This window comes from Soonwooa purpurea, assembly GCF_053891095.1.
In genome coordinates this window covers 52,232-72,713 of sequence record NZ_JBSSMA010000003.1, presented here as the reverse complement: position 1 = coordinate 72,713, position 20,482 = coordinate 52,232, and the positions used below count along the sequence as shown (strand labels likewise).

Sequence of the window (20,482 nt, the reverse complement as noted above, 5' to 3'; positions counted from 1 at the left end):
TTAATTTGAATGTTCAAAAAATCAACCAGTGCTTGGCGTAGAGAAAAACACCAAAATTCTTTACAAGAAGTTTATTCATCAATAAAAGTTCCAGAAAATGCGGGTTTTTGGAAAAAACTATTAGCCTTCACAGGTCCGGGACTCATGATTGCTGTAGGTTATATGGATCCAGGAAACTGGGCGACTGATATCGAAGGTGGTGCAAGCTTCGGATACACTTTGTTATCAGTAATTTTAATTTCTAACTTATTTGCAATTATTTTACAACATTTATCTTTAAAATTGGGAATTGTTGCAGAACGCGATTTGGCACAAGCTTGTCGCGACCATTTCAGTCCGCCTGTTAATTTTGTTTTATGGATTTTATGCGAGATAGCTATTGCCGCTTGCGATTTAGCAGAGGTTATAGGTACGGCTATCGCGCTCAATTTGTTATTTGGGATTCCATTAACTTGGGGTGTTGTGATAACGGTTATTGATGTTTTTATTATTTTGTTTTTACAAGCAAAAGGATTTAGAATTATAGAAAGTATTGTTGGTGGTTTAATATTTATTATTTTAGGATGTTTTCTTTATGAATTAATTGTCAGCAAACCAGAAATGTTTCCTATTTTACAAGGATTAGTACCGCAGAAAGAAATTGTTACCAATCCTTCGATGTTGTATATCGCCATTGGTATTTTAGGCGCAACCGTCATGCCTCACAATTTATATTTGCACAGCAGTATTGTCCAAACCCGTAATTATCCAAGAACAATTCCGGGCAAAAAAGAAGCTATTAAATTTGCTACAATTGATAGTAGTTTTTCGTTAATGTTAGCTTTTTTTATTAATGCGGCCATTTTGATTTTATCTGCTGCAACATTTCACACGAGTGGCAATCATGACGTTGCTGATATTCACGATGCATATCAACTTTTAACGCCAATTTTAGGAACAACTTTCGCAAGTATTTTTTTCGGAATTGCTTTATTAGCTTCTGGACAAAACTCTACTTTGACAGGCACTTTAGCTGGACAAATTGTTATGGAAGGATTTCTAAATATTAGACTAAAACCTTGGGTACGCCGTTTGATAACAAGACTTATCGCCGTAATTCCTGCCTTGATTGTTGCGATAATCTATGGCGAAAGAGGAACGTCCCAATTGTTGGTTTTTAGTCAAGTTATTTTGTCTATGCAACTTAGTTTTGCTGTAATTCCTTTGGTAATGTTTACCAATTCCAAACTTAAAATGGGAGAATTTGCCAATAAAAACTGGCTTAAAATTTTAATTTTTATAATTAGTGCCATTATACTCTCACTCAATGTTTATTTATTAATTGCAACGATTTTTTAAATTTAATTAAATAAAAACTTAGCTTTATTAAAGAAATTTTGGTGCTTTTTTAAAGTTTTATCGGCCTTTGTCTCATAGATTTTGAGTAAATTTATCCTTTGAAAATTTCATATAATATTATGACAACACAAGATAAATTAACAAAGCTTCGTGAAGCAATGGACCAGCAAAAAATTGATGCTTATATTATTTTTTCTGCGGATCCGCACATGAGTGAATATCTTCCAAACGAATGGAAGGAGAGAAGTTGGTTAACAGGTTTTACAGGCTCTGCAGGTTTTGCGGTAATCACCAAATATAAGGCGGGCGTTTGGACAGACGGACGTTATTTTGTTCAGGCTGCTGAAGAACTTAAAGATTCAACAATCGAATTGATGAAAGAAGGAGTAGAAGGTACACCGCAGTTTGTTGATTGGATTATTTCTGAAATCCCGAAAGGAGGAAAAGTTGCAGTTAATGCTTTGGCAACGTCCAACGCTAACTGGGAACTGATAGAAAATCAATTGAAAAAAGCAGATATTCACTTACTGGATTTGGCTTTGTTAAATACAATCTGGACAGATAGAGGAACACCTTCTAAAAATGAAATTTTTGTACATCCCGTTGAACGCGCTGGGAAATCGGTGACCGAAAAACTTTCTGATATTCGTCAAAAAATGCACGAGATAGGCGCGACAACTCATATTATTTCTAGTCTAGATGATGTCGCTTGGACGCTTAATCTTAGAGGGAGCGATGTGCAATCAAATCCTGTTTTTTTAGGCTATATTTATCTTTCTTTAACCGAAGCTATTTTGTTTGTTGATTTGGAAAAGCTTAATCAAGAAGCAAGATTACAACTGGACGCTTCAGGTGTCAACACGAAAGCTTACGAAGAATTTTATTCCTTTTTAAAAACCATTAAGAATGAAAAAGTGCTGGTTTCCCCAAATACCAATCAAGCCATTATTAATACATTAGTTACTGATAATACATTATTAAAAGCTGCGGTTCCAGGAAATTTGATGAAAGCCCAAAAGAATGAAACCGAACTTGCAGGCTTCCGAACTGTTATGGAGCGCGATGGCGTTGGGATGGTCAAATTCCTGTATTGGTTAACACATAATGTCGGAAAAGAACCGATGACCGAATATTCTATTGGTCTGAAATTAAGAGAATTCCGTGCAAGTCTAGACAATTTCGTAGGTGAAAGTTTTGGAAGTATCGTCGGTTACCAAGGCAACGCCGCATTACCACATTATTCTGCCAAAAAAGAAGGAAGTTCTGAGGTAACTAATAAAGGTATTATTTTGATCGATTCAGGAGGTCAATATCTTGAAGGGACTACAGATATTACAAGAACTTTGGCGATTGGTGATGTTTCAGAAGAGTTTAAAAAAGATTCAACTTTGGTGCTTCAAGGTATGATTCGTTTATCAATGGTTAAATTCCCGAAAGGCACGCGTGGCGTACAGTTGGATGCGATTGCAAGACTTCCGCTTTGGATGGCTGGTAAAGATTATGCCCACGGAACAGGACACGGTGTTGGAAGTTTTATGAATGTTCATGAAGGTCCACATAGTATCCGTAAAGACCTCAATCCTCAAGAATTACTTCCCGGAATGGTAGTTTCCAATGAGCCGGGGTTTTATCTGGAAAATAAATATGGTATTCGTCACGAAAATCTTGTAGCGGTTAAAGAGGTTGAAACAACAGATTTTGGAACCTTCTATGAGTTTGAAACCTTGACATTCTGCCCATTCTTTAAAGATATTATTGTTAAAGAAATGCTGTCTGAAGATGAAGTCAGTTGGTTAAATGCTTATCATAAAAAATGTGAGGAAAAAATTGGCCCTCACTTGGAAGGTGATATTAAAAATTGGTTTTTAGATTTGGTAAGTCCACTTTAATAAGTTTTAAAACACAAAAAAGCCTCGTAATATTTTGATTATGAGGCTTTTTATTTATGTGTTGTTTCAAATTTTAGTATGGGGGAAATAGCAAGCTTCCGTCGCCATAACTTAAAAATCTAAAATCATTTTCCAAAGCATAATCATAGATTTCGTGCCATTTTTCTCCAATTAAAGCTGAAACCAAAAGCAATAAAGTGGATTGCGGCTGATGAAAATTAGTCACCAAAGCTTTTGCAATCCTGAATTTGTAACTTGGTGCAATAATAATTTCTGTTTCTACCGAGATATGTGTTTGTGCATGTTTTTTAATCCAATTAATCAAGGCAGAAAGTGCTTCATTTGCAGAATGTGTAGTTTCGGTTTCGTAAGGCTCCCATTGTGTGACTTTTAGATTTTCAAATTCGATATTAGGATTATTGGCAATTTTGTTTCCCATCCAATATATACTTTCAATCGTACGCATGGAGGTTGTCCCAACAGGAATAATAGCTTTGTCAATTTTTGAAAATAAACTTTCCAGAAAATCCAAAGTAATAGTCATACATTCCGAATGCATGATGTGGTCTTCCATAGTTTCGGATTTTACAGGTTTGAAAGTTCCTGCGCCGACATGCAAAGTGGTGAATAATGTGGAAATTTTTCTTTCGGAAAGATCATCCAAAATTCGTTTTGTGAAATGCAATCCCGCTGTAGGCGCAGCTACAGAACCATCGTGCTCCGAATATACCGTTTGGTAAGTTTCCTCATCGGTTTTATCCGCAATCCTTTTGATGTAGGGGGGAAGTGGTGTAACACCTGCGACTTCCACCACTTCTGCGAACGGAATTTCCGATGGTGTCCACGACAATTTTACAACATAAGAATCGCCCAATTTCTCAACAATTTCTGCTGATAATTCGACATCTTGGTTATTAATCGTTAGTTTTTTTGACAATTTTGGCGATCTCCATTTTGCAACTTTTCCGATAAGACAAGTCCAAAGCACGCTGCCTTGTTTTTGAAAATAATCTTCATAATTAAGGTTTTCACCATAAGGTTCTAAACAAAAAACTTCAATCGTTGCGCCAGTTTCATTTTGAAAGAAAATCCTGGATTTTATAACCTTTGTGTCATTAAAAACCAAAACAGAATCTTTCGGTAAATACTCCGAAATATGTTGGTAAGTGTCCGTCGAAATTGTTGCGTTTTTATAAATTAACAGCTTAGAAGAATCTCTTGGATTAGCAGGTGTGTAAGCTATTTTTTCGTTAGGTAAATTGTAAGTGAAATTTTCAATTTTCAGTTCTCGTGGATGCATGCTGCAAATTTCCATAATTTTTTTCTTTTTTGAAAGTTTAAATGTATTTCATTCAAAAAGCTTCATAAATAACAAATTCCAAAACGATATTATAAATAACATTTCAGTATTTTTGTAAGGAAAACACGTTTCGTTTTTAATAAAAATATGAACCAATCATTATCAAATTATAATCAGGTTAAATTGGTTTCTTCTTTTGAAGAACTTGTCAAAACAGATTTTCAAGGAGAAAACAATGCGCTTTGTTGGCACAGAAACTCGGAAGGCGATTTTAAGGAAATTGTTTCAAAACTGGAACTAAAAGAGAATATTACAGAAGTTTCTGTTGAAGATCTTCTTGAATTAAAATTGTCAGCCAAAGGAAATATTGCCAGAGAAATTATCATCAACGATATGCAATTATTAAAGGATTTTGGAGCGCAACCTTCTCTCAACTTTCTCAAAAATTATGACCGAGATGACGAATTTAGTTTTATCTCCACCGATGTTTACTCATTTCATGTCGATCGTTCGCCTGTGTTGATGGACACATTTTTGTGTACATATTTTGGAGCTTCTAGCGATATTATTCCCAATTCTGAAGCAGAACAAAAAATTCTCATTCCCGAAATTCGAGAGAAATTAAAAGAACTTCATAATAACACTGAGCAAAGTTTTGAAGAATTTTTAACAGAAAATTTCTTCGATTTGCATTATGCAGCAAAAACCAACGCAAAGCCTATTAATCTAGGAAATAGTCATCTTTGGCGTTTGGCTGTGGATCATCCTGATCAAGCGGTTTTGCCTTGCATACATCGTGCGCCTGTGGAAAATAAAGACGAGTACAGATTGCTTTTGATTTGTTAATTTAATCCTCAAAAACTTAATCAAAAAGCCCAATAGGAATAAAAGATAAGCTATACTTTTTGCATTGTGGACAAAAATTGTATTGTTCAAAAATCGCGATGCCGTCCCATTCGATTGAGACGCTGCTATTAGAAAGTCCAGTTAATTCGGGATCATTATAAAATAGATAATCTGGATATTTTTGCTTTTCCTTGTAGTTTAACATTTTGATATTGGAAGCATTTTTCTTTAAAGCAGGAATATTAGAAATATCCATAAAATTTTGCATTCCTGCGCCCAAATAAAGCTCATTGGTTTTAAAACCGCAATGGCATTCGGCTTTTATTATTGTTCCCATTTATTAGTTGTGTTAATTTCCAGATATATTTTCAATTCAGTTCCCATACAATAATACCAAATATTTTTCTGCTATTCAAAATAGGATGAGTTTTGAATGTTGAATTAATCTAATATTAAATATAAATTGACTAAAATTTCAAGTGCTTTCTACACATTCGATTCTAAATGAAAATCAAATTTAATCTTATCTTTGCACGATTATAAAATGAACTAAAAAATGTCAACAAAACAAGATAAAATAAACAATTTTGATCCTTCGCAACCAGGTTTAGCAGATGCTAGTATTTTTGGTCTACCATTTACTTCAGAAGAAAGTGAAATAGTGGTTGTGGCTGTTCCGTGGGAAGTTACGGTAAGCTACGGAGCAGGCGCTTCAAAAGGTCCTGCTGCTATTTTAGAGGCTTCTTTTCAGGTGGATTTGTTGCATCAAGAGTTTCCTGAATTGTGGAAATTAGGAATTTATTTTGATGAAGGTGCTGAATATTGGAAATCTACAAGTGATGAGTATAAAGCGATGGCTCAACCCATTATTGAAGCTTTAGAAAATGGGGAATTGATTGATGAAAATCATGCTTTGAAAACGAGTTTAGATCAAATAAATGAGGCTTCTACTCAATTGAATGCTGAGTTGAAAGATAGAATTTTAGAATGGCAAACTAAAGGCAAGAAAGTCATTTTGTTGGGTGGAGATCATTCAACGCCGCTGGGTTATTATCAGGCTTTGGCAAGCAATTATGATAATTTTGGAATTTTACATTTCGATGCCCACATGGATTTGAGAATTGCTTACGAAGGATTCACTTATTCACATGCCTCTATCATGTATAATGCCATTCAGTTGCCGCAAATTTCCAAATTAGTTCAGGTGGGAATTAGAGATTTTAGTGAAGAAGAAGTTGGTGTTATCAAAGCTTCAGATAAAGTGAAAGTTTTTACCGATTCAGATTTGAAAAAAGCGCAGTTTGAAGGAAAAACTTGGCAACAACAAGTGGATGAAATGATAAGTTTGCTTCCAGAAAATGTGGCGGTAAGTTTTGATATCGATGCTTTGTACCAATGGTATTGCCCCAATACAGGAACGCCAGTTCCGGGAGGTTTATCTTATGAACAAGCTACTTATGCTTTAAGTCGTTTAGCTAATTCAAATAAAAATATCATCGGGATAGACTTAGTTGAAGTGGCTCCAGGAGAAAATGACGAATGGGACGGAAATGTGGGTGCAAGAATGCTTTTCCACATGTGTGGTGTTTTAGCTAAAAATAATAAATTGGAAGTAGGAGAAAGAATTTCTTTTTAATAGTGTTGAAATATCTATACCCAGCAGTTTGCGATTTGCAAGCTGCTTTTTTTAGTTTAATTCTAAATTTTGTTAAAAATAAGATTCTCATAAATAAATTTGTATTTTTACAAGGTGAGAAAATGGCTTTCAATATTAATGCTAAGCATGTATTTGTTTTCAACAACTGAACTGTATCAGTTTTTGAAAATACCTATTCTCATTGAACATTTTATCGAGCACAAATCTCAAAACGAAAAAATGACGTTCTTGAATTTTCTGAAAATGCATTACGATAATCCCGTTAAAGATGCAGATTTCGAGAAAGATCAAAAACTTCCATTCGTTTTGCATTCTGAACACATGACGGTTATTTTCACCATAACACCACGATTGAGCCTCGATTTTAAAACACACGAAATTCCTATTGATACGGACAAAATTATCGCTTACGATGATTTGTTTCTTGATGTCGATTATTTCAATGCCATTTGGCAACCGCCAAAATTTAGTTAAGTTTTTTATATGTTTTTTCTCGAATCATAATAAACTTATGCATTTTTTTAAATACAGAATTTGTTTGTAAAATCCTGTAATACAATGCCGTATCGTTTATTGTTAACATAAAGCTTAACAAAATTCAACATGCTTTCAAAAATTATTGAGTTTTCTGTCAAGAATAAACTCATCATTTCCATCATGGTTTTGGGACTTATTTTGGTGGGGAGTTATCAGGTGACCAAACTGCCTGTAGACGCCGTACCCGATATTACCAATAACCAAGTACAAATTATCACCACTGCGCCTTCTTTTGGGGCTACCGACATCGAGCGTCTGGTGACTTTCCCTATAGAACAGGCGAACAGTAATATTTCTGGATTAAAAGAAATCCGAAGTTTCTCCCGTTTCGGTTTGTCATTAGTAACCATTGTTTTTGATGATGATGTCGATGTTTATTGGGCGCGACAACAAGTGGCGGAACGCCTCCAAATCGTAAGAACAGAGATTCCACCCGGAATCGGAAACCCCGAACTTGGGCCTATTTCTACAGGTTTAGGGGAAATTTACCAATACGTCATTCGTCCTAAAAAAGGTTTTGAACAAAAATATGATGTTACCGAACTTCGCAGCATTCAGGATTGGATCGTTCGTCGCCAGCTTTTAGGCGTTAAAGGTGTTGCCGAAGTCAGCAGTTTTGGTGGGAAACTGAAGCAATACGAAATTGCTGTAGAACCCGACAAACTTAATGCTTACGGTATTACCATTAACGATGTTTTTGATGCTTTAGAAAGCAATAATCAAAATACGGGTGGCGCATATATCGAAAAAGGGCCAACAGTTTTGTATATCCGCAGTGAAGGTTTGGTAACGACAACCGATGATATCGAAAATATTGCGATTCCTCAAGCTGAAGATCAGCCGCCTTTATTCATCCGCGATGTGGCGGAAGTGAAAATGGGATTTGCAACGCGTTACGGCGCACTCACCTACAATGACGATGGCGAAGTTGCTGGCGGAATTGTCATGATGCTGAAAGGGGCCAACAGCAGTCAGGTGATTAAAGATGTGAAATCCAGAGTGGAAGAAATACAAAAAAGTCTTCCCGAAGGTGTAGAAATAGAAGCCTTTCTCGACCGAACCAAAATGGTGAATAATGCCATTAAAACGGTAGAAACCAACCTTTTGGAAGGCGCATTAATCGTGGTTTTTGTCTTAGTGATTTTCCTCGGGAATTTCCGTGCGGGACTTTTGGTCGCTTCGGTTATTCCTTTATCCATGCTGTTTGCCATCTGTATGATGAACCTTTTTGGAGTGAGCGGAAATTTAATGAGTTTGGGCGCTTTGGATTTCGGATTAATTATTGATGGCGCCGTGATTATTGTAGAATCTATTTTGCATCATTTTTCGCATCATAAAAAATTCAGTCATCTAAGAAAAGTTCCAACAAAAGAAATGGACAAAATTGTTGTTTCTTCTGCGGGACGTATGATGAACAGTGCGGTTTTTGGACAAATTATTATTCTCATTGTTTATTTACCAATTTTAACTTTACAAGGCATCGAAGGAAAAATGTTCAAACCTATGGCGCAAACGGTTGCTTTCGCTTTACTGGGTGCATTTTTATTATCCCTGACTTACATCCCGATGATGAGTTCTATTGTTCTGAAAAAACGAAGATTAACACCGAGTTTTTCTGATAGAATGATGAAAAAAGTGGAAGCTTGGTATTTGAAATCGCTTTTAAAAATTATTCGTATTCCTAAAACTATATTTGCCATTGTCATCGGACTTTTTATTGCAGCAATCGCGGTTTTAAGTCAAATGGGCGGCGAGTTTATTCCGTCCTTAGAAGAAGGTGATTTTGCTGTGGACACCAGAGTTTTACCAGGCTCAAACCTGAATACAAGTATTGAAAGCACGCAAAAAGCCGCTCATATTTTAAAAACAAGATTTCCGGAAGTGGAAAAAGTAGTGACCAAAATAGGAAGTGGCGAAGTTCCAACAGATCCAATGCCAATGGATGCTGCCGACATGATGGTGATTTTAAAGAATAAAAAAGAATGGACTTCTGCAAAATCGTTTCCTGAACTTTCCGAAAAAATGACCGAAGCGCTCCAAGATGTTCCGGGAATCAGCGTTGGTTTTCAATATCCGGTACAAATGCGTTTTAATGAATTGATGACGGGCGCGCGACAAGATGTAGTGGTGAAGATTTTTGGAGACGATCTGGATTCTTTATCACAAAATGCACAGAAATTAGGAAAAATTGTGGAAGGTATCAAAGGAACGCAAGACCTTTATGTAGAGCCTATTTCTGGGCTTCCGCAAGTGGTGATTAACTATAACCGACCTTTAATTGCTCAATATAAATTATCCGTTTCGGACATTAACCGAATTGTAAATGCTGCGTTTGCAGGACAAAGTGCTGGATTGGTTTTTGAAGGAGAAAAACGCTTTGACATGGTGGTTCGTCTGAAAGATACCAGTCGAAAAAATCTTCAGGATATTCAAAATTTATTGGTGCCGACGCCTTCTGGTACCCAAATTCCGTTGTCGCAATTGGCAGATGTGAGCATTGTGCAAGGTCCTAATCAAATTCAGAGGGAAAATGCACACCGCCGAATTATCGTTGGGTTTAACATAAAAGACCGCGATGTACAAAGCATTGTGGAAGAACTTCAGCAGAAAGTAGAAAAGCAAATTCAGCTTCCAACGGGCTACAACATTACGTATGGTGGCTCGTTTGAAAATCTTAACAACGCGAAAAATCGTTTAATGATTGCCGTTCCCGTGGCTTTAGGATTGATTTTCTTGCTTTTATTCTTGGCTTTCAAATCGGTGAAAGAAAGTATTCTCATTTACACCGCAATTCCGTTGTCCATAATTGGTGGGGTATTCTTTTTGGCAGCCCGTGGAATGCCGTTCAGTATTAGTGCTGGTGTAGGTTTTATTGCCCTTTTTGGAGTCGCTGTTCTCAACGGAATTGTTTTAATTTCTGAATTTAACAGACTTCGAAAAAGTGGCATCAACAATATTGTAAGAATTGTCGTGGACGGTGGCGAAGCGCGACTGCGACCTGTTCTGATGACGGCTTTCGTGGCTTCTCTAGGTTTTATCCCAATGGCGTTGAGCAATGGCGCTGGTGCAGAGGTGCAAAGGCCTTTGGCAACGGTGGTTATCGGCGGTTTGTTGGTGGCAACTTTCCTTACTTTATTCGTCCTTCCTTTATTATTTATCAACTTCGAAAAAGGTTTTAAAATGAAAAATAAAATCTCAACACATACACTTCCAATCCTTATTTTAATAGGGATTTCCAGTTTTAATGTTGCGCAAGCTCAGCAAAATATCGATTTGAAAACGGCGCTTCAAATGGCGGAACAAAATAACCGCACTTTAAAAACCGAAAAACTGAAATCCGACTATGCAAAAACTTTGATTAAATCTTCTGCAGATGTTCCACAAACGGGCATTACAGCGGATTATGGGCAAATTAATTCTCCATACAATGATGTTAAATTGGGGGTGGAACAAAGTTTTGCATTTCCGGGAGTTTACAAACGTCAAAAAAATCTTTTAACTGAAGAATGGAAAAAAACTGAGATGAATGTGCAGCTCAGTTCTTTCGAGGTGAAAAAGTCGGTAAGTCTAGTATTTTATCAAATTTTGTATTGGAAGGAAAAAGAAAATTTGTTGCAGGAAGCGCAACAATTGTACACGGATTTTTCCGATAAAGCCCAACTTCGTTTGAAAGCTGGTGAAAGCAATATTCTGGAGAAAACAACAGCTGAGCAACAAAAAAACGCCATCGCTATTCAGTTAAAGCAAGTTCAGCAAGAAATAAAACAACTGACTTTGCAGCTACAATGGCTTTTGAATGCGGAAGAGCAATTGACTATTGATGACGAAAAGTTTTATGTTCAAACGCAAAATCAAGGAGAAAATCCACTTTTGATGATTTTAGAACAGCAAAAAAATATCACCGAGAAACAAACTTTAGTAGAAAAATCGAAATTGCTTCCGGGTTTGTCTGTGGCTTATAATCTCAATAGTTTCAAAGGTTTGGGACCTGATGATAAGCTGTACACGGCGACGCCACAATTTCATTCGGTGCAATTGGGCGTGTCGGTACCGATTTTTTCTTCCGCTCAAAAATCACGAATTGAAGCTTCAAAATTGGCGGAAAATATTGCTGAAAACGATTTTCAAAATGCACAATTTAATTTGCAAAATAAACAAAGACAATTGTTGGAAAACTATCAAACCAACACCGAAATTGTTCAACAATACGAAAGCAGCGAGCTGAAAAATGCCGAGGTCATTACCGAAACTTCCAAAAAACAATTCCTAAATGGTGAGATCAATTTTCTGGATTTTGTCATCCTTTTGAATCAAGCCATTGGCGTGCGCAGCAACTATATCGATGCGCTTTGGAAGCTTAACGAAAGTGCTATTTTACTGAATTATCCAAGTATTAATTAATTCATTTTAAAAAAAAAGAAATGAATGACAACCTTAATATTTCCCCTATGAAATCTATTTTTAAACGTTATAAATTCGCTATTATTGGTCTTGGTTTTTTGCTTTTTGTTCAATGTCAAAAAAAGGAAGAAGCCACCATTGAAAACCAACAAATTGTCGATGAAAATTTGGTAACACTTACTGATGCACAACTGAAAAATGCGCCTATTGAAACCACAACTTTGTCGGATAAAAGTATTTCTACGACTTTAAAACTCAACGGAAAAGTGGACGTTCCGCCACAAAATTTGGTTTCGGTGAGTACGCCAATGGGCGGTTATCTGAAAAGCACCTCGCTTATTCCAGGGATGCAAGTGCGTAAAGGTCAGGTCATCGCAATTATTGAAAACCCTGAATTTGTGCAGCTTCAGCAAGATTATTTGTTGGCAAAATCCAAATATCACTTTGCAAAATTGGATTATGATCGTCAGAAAAAACTCAACCAAAGCCAAGCCAGCAGCGACAAAGTAACGCAACAAGCGCAGTCGGAGATGAACAGTCAGCAAATCACGATGAATGCTTTGGCGCAGCAACTTCAAATCATTAATATTAATCCATCTTCGATTAATTCTGGGAATATTCGCAAAAGTGTTTCTATTTTTAGTAGCATTAATGGTTTCGTTAGCAAAGTCAATGTGAATATTGGCAAGTTTGTAACGCCTTCGGATATTTTATTTGAACTGATAAATCCGAATGATATTCAATTGAATTTAAAAGTTTACGAAAAAGATTTGCAACTTTTAAAAGCTGGAATGCGTGTTGAAGGTTTCACCAACAACCATCCCGACAAAAAATATACAGGAAGAGTGATGCTTACAGGAAAAGATGTGGCTACAAACGGCGTTGCAGAAGTATTTTGCCGATTTGATAAGTATGAAGCAAGCTTACTTCCGGGAATGTACATGAATGCGATTATTGAAACCGAAACCGATATTGTAAATGCCCTTCCAGAAGAAAGTATTGTCGATTTTGAAGCGCAATCGTACGTTTTTGTGGAGGAAAAAAAACAAACCTACCGTTTAACGTTTGCAAAATTAGGTGAATCTGAAAATGGATTTATAAAAATCTTAAATGCTGATGACTTTAAAAACAAAAAAATCGTCACTAAAAACGCTTACACACTTCTTATGAAACTTAAAAATACAGAAGAAGAGTAAAAAAATAACACCACTTTTATAATTAATAATTTGTAACTTCAACTTATAAGCCTCTCAATATGAAATATAATATTCCAGAACATTTAAAAGGACTTTCGGAAATAGAAATAAAACAATCCCGCGAACAATTTGGACTCAATCAACTGAAGGCAGAAAGCCCGCATAAATGGTGGAATATTCTTTGGGATATTGTGAAAGAGCCCATGCTTATTCTGTTGATCGTCATTTCATTTATTTACGTTTTGGTGGGCGATTATGCCGAAGCTATTTTCATGTTTGCAGCGATTATTGCGGTTTCGGCGATTTCTTTTTATCAGGATTCCCGAAGTCAGAAGGCGTTGGAAGAATTGGAAAAACTCAATGAACCATTGAGTAGCGTTTTGAGAGGTTCTAAAATTATAGAAATTCCGACGCATGATATTGTTGTGGGCGATCTTTGCGTTATCGAAGAAGGAAAAATGATTAACGCGGATGGAGAAATTGTCCACAGTCATGATTTTTCGGTTAATGAATCGGCTTTAACGGGAGAAAGTTATTCCGTTTTTAAAGATAAAAACAGCAAAGACAAACAGGTTTTTAGCGGAACTATTGTGGTTTCTGGAATGGCAATTTTTAAAGTTCAGAACATCGGAAAAGAAACTCAAATCGGGAAAATTGGAGAATCCATTCAGAATATTAGTCAAGTCGCTTCACCATTGCAAATACAAATTACCAAATTCGTCAAAGGAATGGCCTATATTGGGATTGTTATTTTTATTTTGGTGTGTATTTTCAGTTATGTGAAAACGGGAAATTGGGTAGAAAGTTTGTTGAGTGGACTCACTTTGGCGATGTCGGTTTTACCAGAAGAAATTCCTGTTGCTTTTACTACATTTATGGCATTAGGCGCTTGGAAACTGATGCGTGAAGGTATTATTATTAAACGCAGTAGCATTGTAGAAACTCTGGGAAGTACGACTGTAATTTGTACCGACAAAACAGGAACGATTACCGAAAACAGCATGCAACTTAAGGAATTGTATGATTTTAAATCGGATAAAATTTATTCTGAAGAAAATTTTCAAAATACCGAAGTTCAAGAATTAATTGAATATGCTATGTGGAGTAGCGAGCCAGTTCCGTTTGATCCCATGGAAATTACCTTGCATAAAGTCTACGGAAATACGCATCAGCAAGATGTTAGAAAGAATTTTGTACTTTTTCATGAATATCCTTTAGAAGGAAAACCACCGATGATGACGCATTTGTTTCAGGATACTTCAAAAAAGAGAATTATCGCTGCGAAAGGTGCTCCAGAAGCTATTTTAGCTGTTTCTGAATTATCTGAAAATCAAAAACAAAAACTTCGTGAAAAAATTGAAGAATTTGGGAAACAAGGTTATCGCGTTTTGGGTGTTGCAAAAGCTCATTTTGAAGGCGATAATTTCCCGAAAAAACAACAGGATTTCCCTTTTGAATTTTTAGGATTTACGGTATTTTATGATCCACCAAAAAAAGGCATTAAAGAGGTTTTTAAAAAAATCTATGAGGCTGGAATTAAAGTAAAAATTATAACTGGTGATAATGCCGAAACGACCAATGCTATTGCACATCAGGCTGGAATTATCAATAATTCTGTAGCTTTAAAAGGCAGCGAAGTTATGGAACTTAGCGAAGACGCTTTGATGAAGCCAGCCGATGAAACCACTTTGTTTGCAAGGATGTTTCCTGAAGCGAAGTTGGCTGTTGTAAACGCTTTGAAAAAGGATGGGGAAGTGGTAGCGATGCTTGGTGATGGTGTAAACGACGGACCAGCCTTAAAAGCCGCTCATATTGGTGTTGCCATGGGAAATAAAGGAACGGAAATTGCAAAAGCTGCCGCAGATTTGGTTCTTACCAATGACGATCTTTCAAAATTAATTATTGGTATTGCCGCTGGAAGACGTATTTATTCGAACATCAAAAAAGCCATTCAGTATATTATTTCTATCCATATTCCTATTATTTTAACGGTGTCGTTGCCATTATTTTTAGGTTGGGCTTTTCCTCAAATTTTCACGCCTGTACATGTTATTTTCTTAGAGTTGGTGATGGGACCAACTTGTTCCATTGTTTATGAAAATGAACCGATGGAGAAAAATGCCATGCAAAAACCACCAAGGAAAATGACGGAAACCTTCCTGAATTGGAAAGAATTGAGCATTAGCATTGTTCAAGGTTTGGTGATTACTTTAGGAATTTTGTTTGTTTATCAATGGACTTTTCAGAATGGCGGAACCGAAGAGAAAACTAGAGCAATGGTCTTTAGTACCCTTATTTTTGCGAATGTCTTTTTAAGCTTCGTCAATAGATCTTTTTACTACAGTGTTTTCCAAAGCTTTAGAAATAGAAATCCTCTGCTAGTGGGAATTTCAATGGCGGTTTTAGCTTTGCTGATGCTTATTTTATATGTACAACCCATTTCAAACTTCTTTCAACTCACGTCACTTTCTTTTAATGATTTGTTATTGGCGTTTGGAGTTGCTATAATTTCTGTCCTATGGTTTGAAATTTACAAATACTTCTTACGATTGAAATCTAAACGATAATTTTTTGGAAATTTAATGAAAAAATAGGCTGTTTCAAAAGTGAGACAGCCTATTTTTATATATTTTAAAAGGATTAGTGACCTTCTGTACCGTCGATACCGTGTGCATGACCGTGAGAAAGTTCTTCCTCAGTTGCAGGACGCGCTTGTAAAACTTCAACTTCGAAGTTAAGTGTTTTCCCCGCCATTGGGTGGTTAAGATCAGCAACCACAACGTCAGACGTTACTTCTTTAACAATCGCATTGAAGTGATTACCTTGGTTATCTTGCAAAGGAAGAATTGCGTCAACTGGCGGCACACCAGACTCTTTGAACATATCGATAGGAAGTTGCGCAATGGCATCTTCTGTACGTTGTCCATAAGCATCTTCAGGAGTTAAGATAAAAGATTTTGTATCACCAGCATTAAGACCTTCTACTTCTGATTCGAATTTTGGAAGCATCATTCCCACACCATGCAAATAGGTAAGTGGTTGCTCTGCAGTGGTAGATTCTACTAATAATTTTTCGCCGTTTTCTTCAACTGAATAAAGCGTGTAAGTCAAGGCTACGACGTTGTTTTTTTCTACTGCCATGTTGTTTGTTTTAAGGAATCAAATAGACTCCGTTGATTATTTTAAAAAGATGAAACTAAGCGTTTTTTGCTTAATTTTTATTAAAGGCAAAGTTAAGTTTTTTCAGATAATAAGCGAAAGATTTTTAGGAATTAAATTAAAAATCGATTGATAAAATATATTAAAGACTCAGAAATTCGATGGTGAGAATAGGACAAAGTTTTGAAATATTTCTTATTGAATTTACAATTAACATCCTCTTATTTATATAATTGATTATTAATTTTTTAAAAGGATTATTTAAAGTTTTTATTTTGCAGTTTGGTTTTGTAATTGCTTTAAATGCTTTATGAAATTTGATAGACATTTCTTATAAAAATCGCTGTTTTTTAAAGTGATCTAAAAACAAAAAAGTGTATAACTTTAATAAAAAATCCTTTTCAAAAATAAAATAAAAAAGGCTTTTACTATCAATTGGTAGAAGCCTTTTTACAATACAATATAAAGTTTGGTTATAAGTTTCAAAAACTTATTTTTCAAAACTAAAAAAAAATTGTTATTCTAAAATACGGTAAACCGTAAAATGGAATTTGTTTTACAATTAAGGAAAATATGATTTTGATTCTTGTAAAGATATTTTATTGCGAAATTTTAATTTGTTTTTAGATCTAATGAAACGGGATTAATTGTTTTCAATTTATAATTGCAGAGGAGTTTACCATTTTTAACAATCGCCTTTTCTACAATCGCCTTATCGTTTATGTCAATATTGGTTGCTTGCTCATAGGGATGGAGTGCTATGAAACGAAATGCGAAAAATAAGTTTTTATCATAAGTTAGTGTAGAAAAAGTTACTTCTCTGTCAATTCTTTTTTTGTGTTTTGAAGTATAAATAACAATTTTTTTATTATTCTCATTAGACAAATCTTCAATAGAATTTTTTTCTTTTTTTATTGTAGAACTAGCAGATAAGTTAGTGGTCTTGTTAAAATGAAAATCATAATAATTTTCTCCTTTTTTTGGATTTTTGCTAAGATTAAAAATATGAATTTGTTTATTTTTCCAATCGAAAATTTTTGCTGTGGAACCTGCTATTCCTGAATAAACTCTTAAGAAATAAGAATCGTCATCCGAATTTATGAAAATAGAAGTATCTGTTTTTTTGGCTAAAGCCTCAAAAGTGTAAATAATTTCTTTGTCAAACGTGTAGAATTTTGTCTTCTGAGCAGAGAAAAACGATAGCATTAAAAGCAATGTTATAGAGATTGTTTTTTTCATTATTTTGTGTTAATATTTTTATTAAAAGTATAATAATTATTAATAAATAACCAATTTTTGAAAATTAATTTAAAGTTACCTTAAAAGAAACATTGCATTTAACAAGGTTTTTTATTTTAAAAAATATTATAACCTAAGATAATTGAGAAAAGGTCATAGGTGCCAGTCCAAGAGTTGGTATCTGTTTTTATTTTTTTTGTGCTATATCTTGCCTCAGCTGTATATTTATTTTTGAAAGTATAGCCAGCTCCAAATCCAAAGGCTGGGTTGACTTCTAATTTTATATCGTAATAATGTTGTCCATCTCTACCGTAATTTGCTTTAGAATCCATAGGAATATTAAAAGAATAGTTAACGTTTAAAAATAATTTCGAATCAGAATTCAAAAATATGTAATGTCTCACACCTATCGGAATTTCGATGGATTTGAAATCTGCTTTTGTATGTTTCGTACGATTTTCCTGATATGGCACAGTCAACGTAGCATCACCTTTGTATTGTTGATAATTTGGCTCAAGAGTTAGTGCCCATTTTCCACGATTGAACGGCATTATAAATTCAAACTCAACACCTCCGCTAATAGACATTGCATTTCCAAGGCTATAAGACTCAGAGTCAAATGCATTGGAAAGCTTCATAGAAGCCGAATTAATTCTTGGTCTTATAGATAAATTAAAATCAAATTTTGTTTGTTCTTTTATTTCTTGTTTAAAATTAGGATTGATACAAGTATTATAGTTGGTGAAAATTCTTTTCAAATCAAACAACCTATACTTTGCATTTTCTATATTTGAGGAACTGATGCTGGCACAATTCAGATCTTTTTTTAATTGGATTTTGTAGTCGTTGTTATAACCAACTTGATCATTCGCATAATCGAAAGCTTTATGTGTTAACTGTACAGGCTTGTTATCGTCTAATCTGTAGAAATAACGTTCTAGCGTACCATCTACATATTGATAAAGATCCGCTTTGCCATCAACAATTTCTTTCAAAAACAATTCTTCCTCAATATATACTGGCTCGCGCTGAGGGCTTAGCGAATTGAGGTTTGATGAAGATTGGTCTATTTGGACTTTTTCCGAAACAAATTTTGCTTTGTTATAAATCTCAAACATGCTTACATCCGATATTTTTCCGTATTTCACAGGATCATTTTCAGATAATTTGTATTCAAAACTCGTAGGGTTGGATCGCCAGTCATAATCTTTAATCAAACATTCTACACGTTTTCCAGATTTATTAATAAAATAAGCTTTTTCAAATGTTATTTGTGCAGACATCATTATTGTTACAAGAAATGATGCTAAAACAGTAATTTTTTTCATATAAATTTATAGTTTAGTAAAAAAGCAAATATAATATCTCCAAATCACTCATCTTAATAATTTTCTAATTATTTTTGAATATTAATATCGGTAAAAACCGAAAAATCACTAAGCTTATTTTTATGATTTTAATTGTAGACGATAATCAGTCCAATATATTTTCCTTAAAAAAATTACTACAATCTCAGAATTTCCCCGTAGATACAGCAAATTCTGGTGAACAAGCCTTGTCAAAAGCTTTGAGAAATAATTATGCTTTGATTATTCTTGATGTGCAAATGCCAGATATGGACGGTTTCGAAGTGGCCGAAACGCTTGCAGATTACAGTAAAACCAAAGATATTCCCATCATCTTTTTATCGGCTGTTAATACTGAGAAACGCTTTATTACAAAGGGTTACGCGTCTGGCGGAATCGACTATGTTACCAAACCTATCGATCCAGATATTTTGTTGTTGAAAGTGGAAACCTATTACAATATTCAGGAACAAAACCGCAAACTGAAAAAATCGCAACAAAATTTAGAACTAGAAGTTAAAGGTCGCCGCGAAACACAAGTAGTCATGAAGTCGCAGTTGGATCATTTTCAACAAATGCTGGAAGCGCTGCCGCAAATCGCTTTTACACTTAATAAAGTAGGCGAAATAGAATTCGTAAATGGCCGTTGGTTTCAATATTCTAAGTCCGAAAAACATTTCCCAGACATTCATCCAGATGATAGTGTTTTGGTAGAAGAATACCGCAAACAAAAAGATAATCTTGAAATTATCGCCTTAGAAGTTAGAATTAAAAATGTTGAAACAGGCGAATTTCGTTACCATCTTTTGAGAATGTCACCAATTTTATTAAATAAGAAAATCAAAAATTGGGTAGGGACTTTTACAGATATCAACGATCAGAAAAGAGTAGAACAGGAAAAAGACGAATTTCTTAGTATTGCCAGCCACGAGTTGAAAACACCACTCACAAGTATCAAAGCTTATGTTCAGCTTTTAGAACGGAAACTGAAACTCGATAAATCTAGTCCAGAAGCAGGCTATGTTGCAAAAGTTCAACATCAAATCGATAAGTTGAATAATCTCATCACCGATTTGTTAGATATTTCAAAAATTGAACATGGAAAGCTAAAAATGAACCTACAAACCAACAATTTGGAAGAAGTCATCCAAAATGCTTTGGAAACCATTCTGCATACCCATGATGAAAATAGTATTAAAATAGAAAGACACGGACAAAAACCTGATTTTCTCATGCAATTCGATAGCATAAGAGTAGAGCAGGTTTTAATTAATTTTCTTACAAATGCGATAAAATATTCCCCAGAAAACAACAAGGTTATTGTGACCACTTCTGTTGATGAGCAAGATGTTAAAGTAAGCGTTACTGACTTCGGAATCGGAATTCCAGAATACAAACAAGCTTCTGTTTTTGATAAGTTTTATCGTGTTGAAGAATCATCATTACAGTTTCAAGGCATGGGAATTGGACTTTACATCTGTGCAGAAATTATTGTTCAGCATGGCGGAAGCATAGGTTTATCTAGCGTTATTAATGAAGGATCTACATTTTATTTCACCTTACCAAGAGTATAA

The 20,482-nt window shown here is 35.0% G+C and carries 14 protein-coding genes; 9 read left to right on the top strand and 5 right to left on the bottom strand.

Features of this window, described 5'->3' with window-relative positions:
• Positions 1-9: 9 nt before the first annotated feature.
• Complete coding sequence (locus ACVFVN_RS03815; protein ID WP_456234255.1) at positions 10-1,338, top strand: Nramp family divalent metal transporter; 1,329 nt, start codon at positions 10-12, stop codon at positions 1,336-1,338.
• Between the two features lie 119 nt (positions 1,339-1,457).
• Positions 1,458-3,227, top strand: a complete 1,770-nt coding sequence (locus ACVFVN_RS03810; protein ID WP_456234254.1) for an aminopeptidase P family protein — start codon at positions 1,458-1,460, stop codon at positions 3,225-3,227.
• Between the two features lie 73 nt (positions 3,228-3,300).
• Here ACVFVN_RS03810 and ACVFVN_RS03805 read toward each other — a convergent pair whose 3' ends face one another.
• A complete protein-coding gene (locus ACVFVN_RS03805; RefSeq protein ID WP_456234253.1) occupies positions 3,301-4,542 on the bottom strand; it encodes an S-adenosylmethionine:tRNA ribosyltransferase-isomerase in 1,242 nt (413 codons plus the stop codon).
• Positions 4,543-4,674: 132 nt separating this feature from the next.
• On the opposite strand from ACVFVN_RS03805, the gene ACVFVN_RS03800 reads away from it, so the two are divergent.
• Entirely contained in the window at positions 4,675-5,373 is a 699-nt protein-coding gene (locus ACVFVN_RS03800) for a DUF1826 domain-containing protein (protein ID WP_456234252.1), read from the top strand.
• A 16-nt stretch (positions 5,374-5,389) separates the two neighbouring features.
• Here the strand turns inward: ACVFVN_RS03800 and ACVFVN_RS03795 are convergent, their stop codons facing one another.
• Complete coding sequence (locus ACVFVN_RS03795) at positions 5,390-5,710, bottom strand: hypothetical protein (protein WP_165131611.1); 321 nt, start codon at positions 5,708-5,710, stop codon at positions 5,390-5,392.
• Between the two features lie 219 nt (positions 5,711-5,929).
• Here ACVFVN_RS03795 and ACVFVN_RS03790 point away from each other — a divergent pair, with 219 nt between their 5' ends.
• From ACVFVN_RS03790 to ACVFVN_RS03770, 5 genes are all read left to right on the top strand, one after another.
• Positions 5,930-7,009 (top strand): agmatinase family protein, encoded by a 1,080-nt coding sequence (locus ACVFVN_RS03790; RefSeq protein ID WP_456234251.1) that lies wholly within the window; start codon positions 5,930-5,932, stop codon positions 7,007-7,009.
• A gap of 138 nt (positions 7,010-7,147) precedes the next feature.
• The gene (locus ACVFVN_RS03785) at positions 7,148-7,504 is read left to right on the top strand and encodes a hypothetical protein (protein ID WP_456234250.1); all 357 of its coding nucleotides are present in this window, start codon (positions 7,148-7,150) and stop codon (positions 7,502-7,504) included.
• 129 nt (positions 7,505-7,633) lie between these two features.
• Positions 7,634-11,968: a CusA/CzcA family heavy metal efflux RND transporter gene (locus ACVFVN_RS03780; protein WP_456234249.1), complete on the top strand. Its 4,335-nt coding sequence runs from the start codon at positions 7,634-7,636 to the stop codon at positions 11,966-11,968.
• Between the two features lie 47 nt (positions 11,969-12,015).
• A complete protein-coding gene (locus tag ACVFVN_RS03775; RefSeq protein WP_456234248.1) occupies positions 12,016-13,164 on the top strand; it encodes an efflux RND transporter periplasmic adaptor subunit in 1,149 nt (382 codons plus the stop codon).
• Between the two features lie 59 nt (positions 13,165-13,223).
• The gene (locus tag ACVFVN_RS03770; protein ID WP_456234247.1) at positions 13,224-15,731 is read left to right on the top strand and encodes a cation-translocating P-type ATPase; all 2,508 of its coding nucleotides are present in this window, start codon (positions 13,224-13,226) and stop codon (positions 15,729-15,731) included.
• A gap of 73 nt (positions 15,732-15,804) precedes the next feature.
• Here the strand turns inward: ACVFVN_RS03770 and ACVFVN_RS03765 are convergent, their stop codons facing one another.
• The 3 genes from ACVFVN_RS03765 to ACVFVN_RS03755 form a co-directional block, all read right to left on the bottom strand.
• Positions 15,805-16,305 (bottom strand): FKBP-type peptidyl-prolyl cis-trans isomerase, encoded by a 501-nt coding sequence (locus tag ACVFVN_RS03765; protein ID WP_456234246.1) that lies wholly within the window; start codon positions 16,303-16,305, stop codon positions 15,805-15,807.
• Positions 16,306-16,935: 630 nt separating this feature from the next.
• Positions 16,936-17,562, bottom strand: coding sequence for a hypothetical protein (locus ACVFVN_RS03760; protein ID WP_456234245.1), 627 nt, complete (start codon positions 17,560-17,562; stop codon positions 16,936-16,938).
• 116 nt (positions 17,563-17,678) lie between these two features.
• Positions 17,679-18,890: an outer membrane beta-barrel protein gene (locus ACVFVN_RS03755; RefSeq protein WP_456234244.1), complete on the bottom strand. Its 1,212-nt coding sequence runs from the start codon at positions 18,888-18,890 to the stop codon at positions 17,679-17,681.
• A gap of 122 nt (positions 18,891-19,012) precedes the next feature.
• Between ACVFVN_RS03755 and ACVFVN_RS03750 the strand changes: the two genes are divergently transcribed.
• On the top strand, positions 19,013-20,482 hold the full coding sequence (locus ACVFVN_RS03750) for an ATP-binding protein (RefSeq protein WP_456234243.1): 1,470 nt from the start codon (positions 19,013-19,015) through the stop codon (positions 20,480-20,482).

Bases quoted from the DNA above. Each gene is read 5' to 3' on its own strand.
- ACVFVN_RS03815 (WP_456234255.1), top strand. From the start codon at position 10: ATGTTCAAAAAATCAACCAGTGCTTGGCGTAGAGAAAAACACCAAAAT.
- ACVFVN_RS03810 (WP_456234254.1), top strand. From the start codon at position 1,458: ATGACAACACAAGATAAATTAACAAAGCTTCGTGAAGCAATGGACCAG.
- ACVFVN_RS03805 (WP_456234253.1), bottom strand. From the start codon at position 4,542: ATGGAAATTTGCAGCATGCATCCACGAGAACTGAAAATTGAAAATTTC.
- ACVFVN_RS03800 (WP_456234252.1), top strand. From the start codon at position 4,675: ATGAACCAATCATTATCAAATTATAATCAGGTTAAATTGGTTTCTTCT.
- ACVFVN_RS03795 (WP_165131611.1), bottom strand. From the start codon at position 5,710: ATGGGAACAATAATAAAAGCCGAATGCCATTGCGGTTTTAAAACCAAT.
- ACVFVN_RS03790 (WP_456234251.1), top strand. From the start codon at position 5,930: ATGTCAACAAAACAAGATAAAATAAACAATTTTGATCCTTCGCAACCA.
- ACVFVN_RS03785 (WP_456234250.1), top strand. From the start codon at position 7,148: ATGCTAAGCATGTATTTGTTTTCAACAACTGAACTGTATCAGTTTTTG.
- ACVFVN_RS03780 (WP_456234249.1), top strand. From the start codon at position 7,634: ATGCTTTCAAAAATTATTGAGTTTTCTGTCAAGAATAAACTCATCATT.
- ACVFVN_RS03775 (WP_456234248.1), top strand. From the start codon at position 12,016: ATGAAATCTATTTTTAAACGTTATAAATTCGCTATTATTGGTCTTGGT.
- ACVFVN_RS03770 (WP_456234247.1), top strand. From the start codon at position 13,224: ATGAAATATAATATTCCAGAACATTTAAAAGGACTTTCGGAAATAGAA.
- ACVFVN_RS03765 (WP_456234246.1), bottom strand. From the start codon at position 16,305: ATGGCAGTAGAAAAAAACAACGTCGTAGCCTTGACTTACACGCTTTAT.
- ACVFVN_RS03760 (WP_456234245.1), bottom strand. From the start codon at position 17,562: ATGAAAAAAACAATCTCTATAACATTGCTTTTAATGCTATCGTTTTTC.
- ACVFVN_RS03755 (WP_456234244.1), bottom strand. From the start codon at position 18,890: ATGAAAAAAATTACTGTTTTAGCATCATTTCTTGTAACAATAATGATG.
- ACVFVN_RS03750 (WP_456234243.1), top strand. From the start codon at position 19,013: ATGATTTTAATTGTAGACGATAATCAGTCCAATATATTTTCCTTAAAA.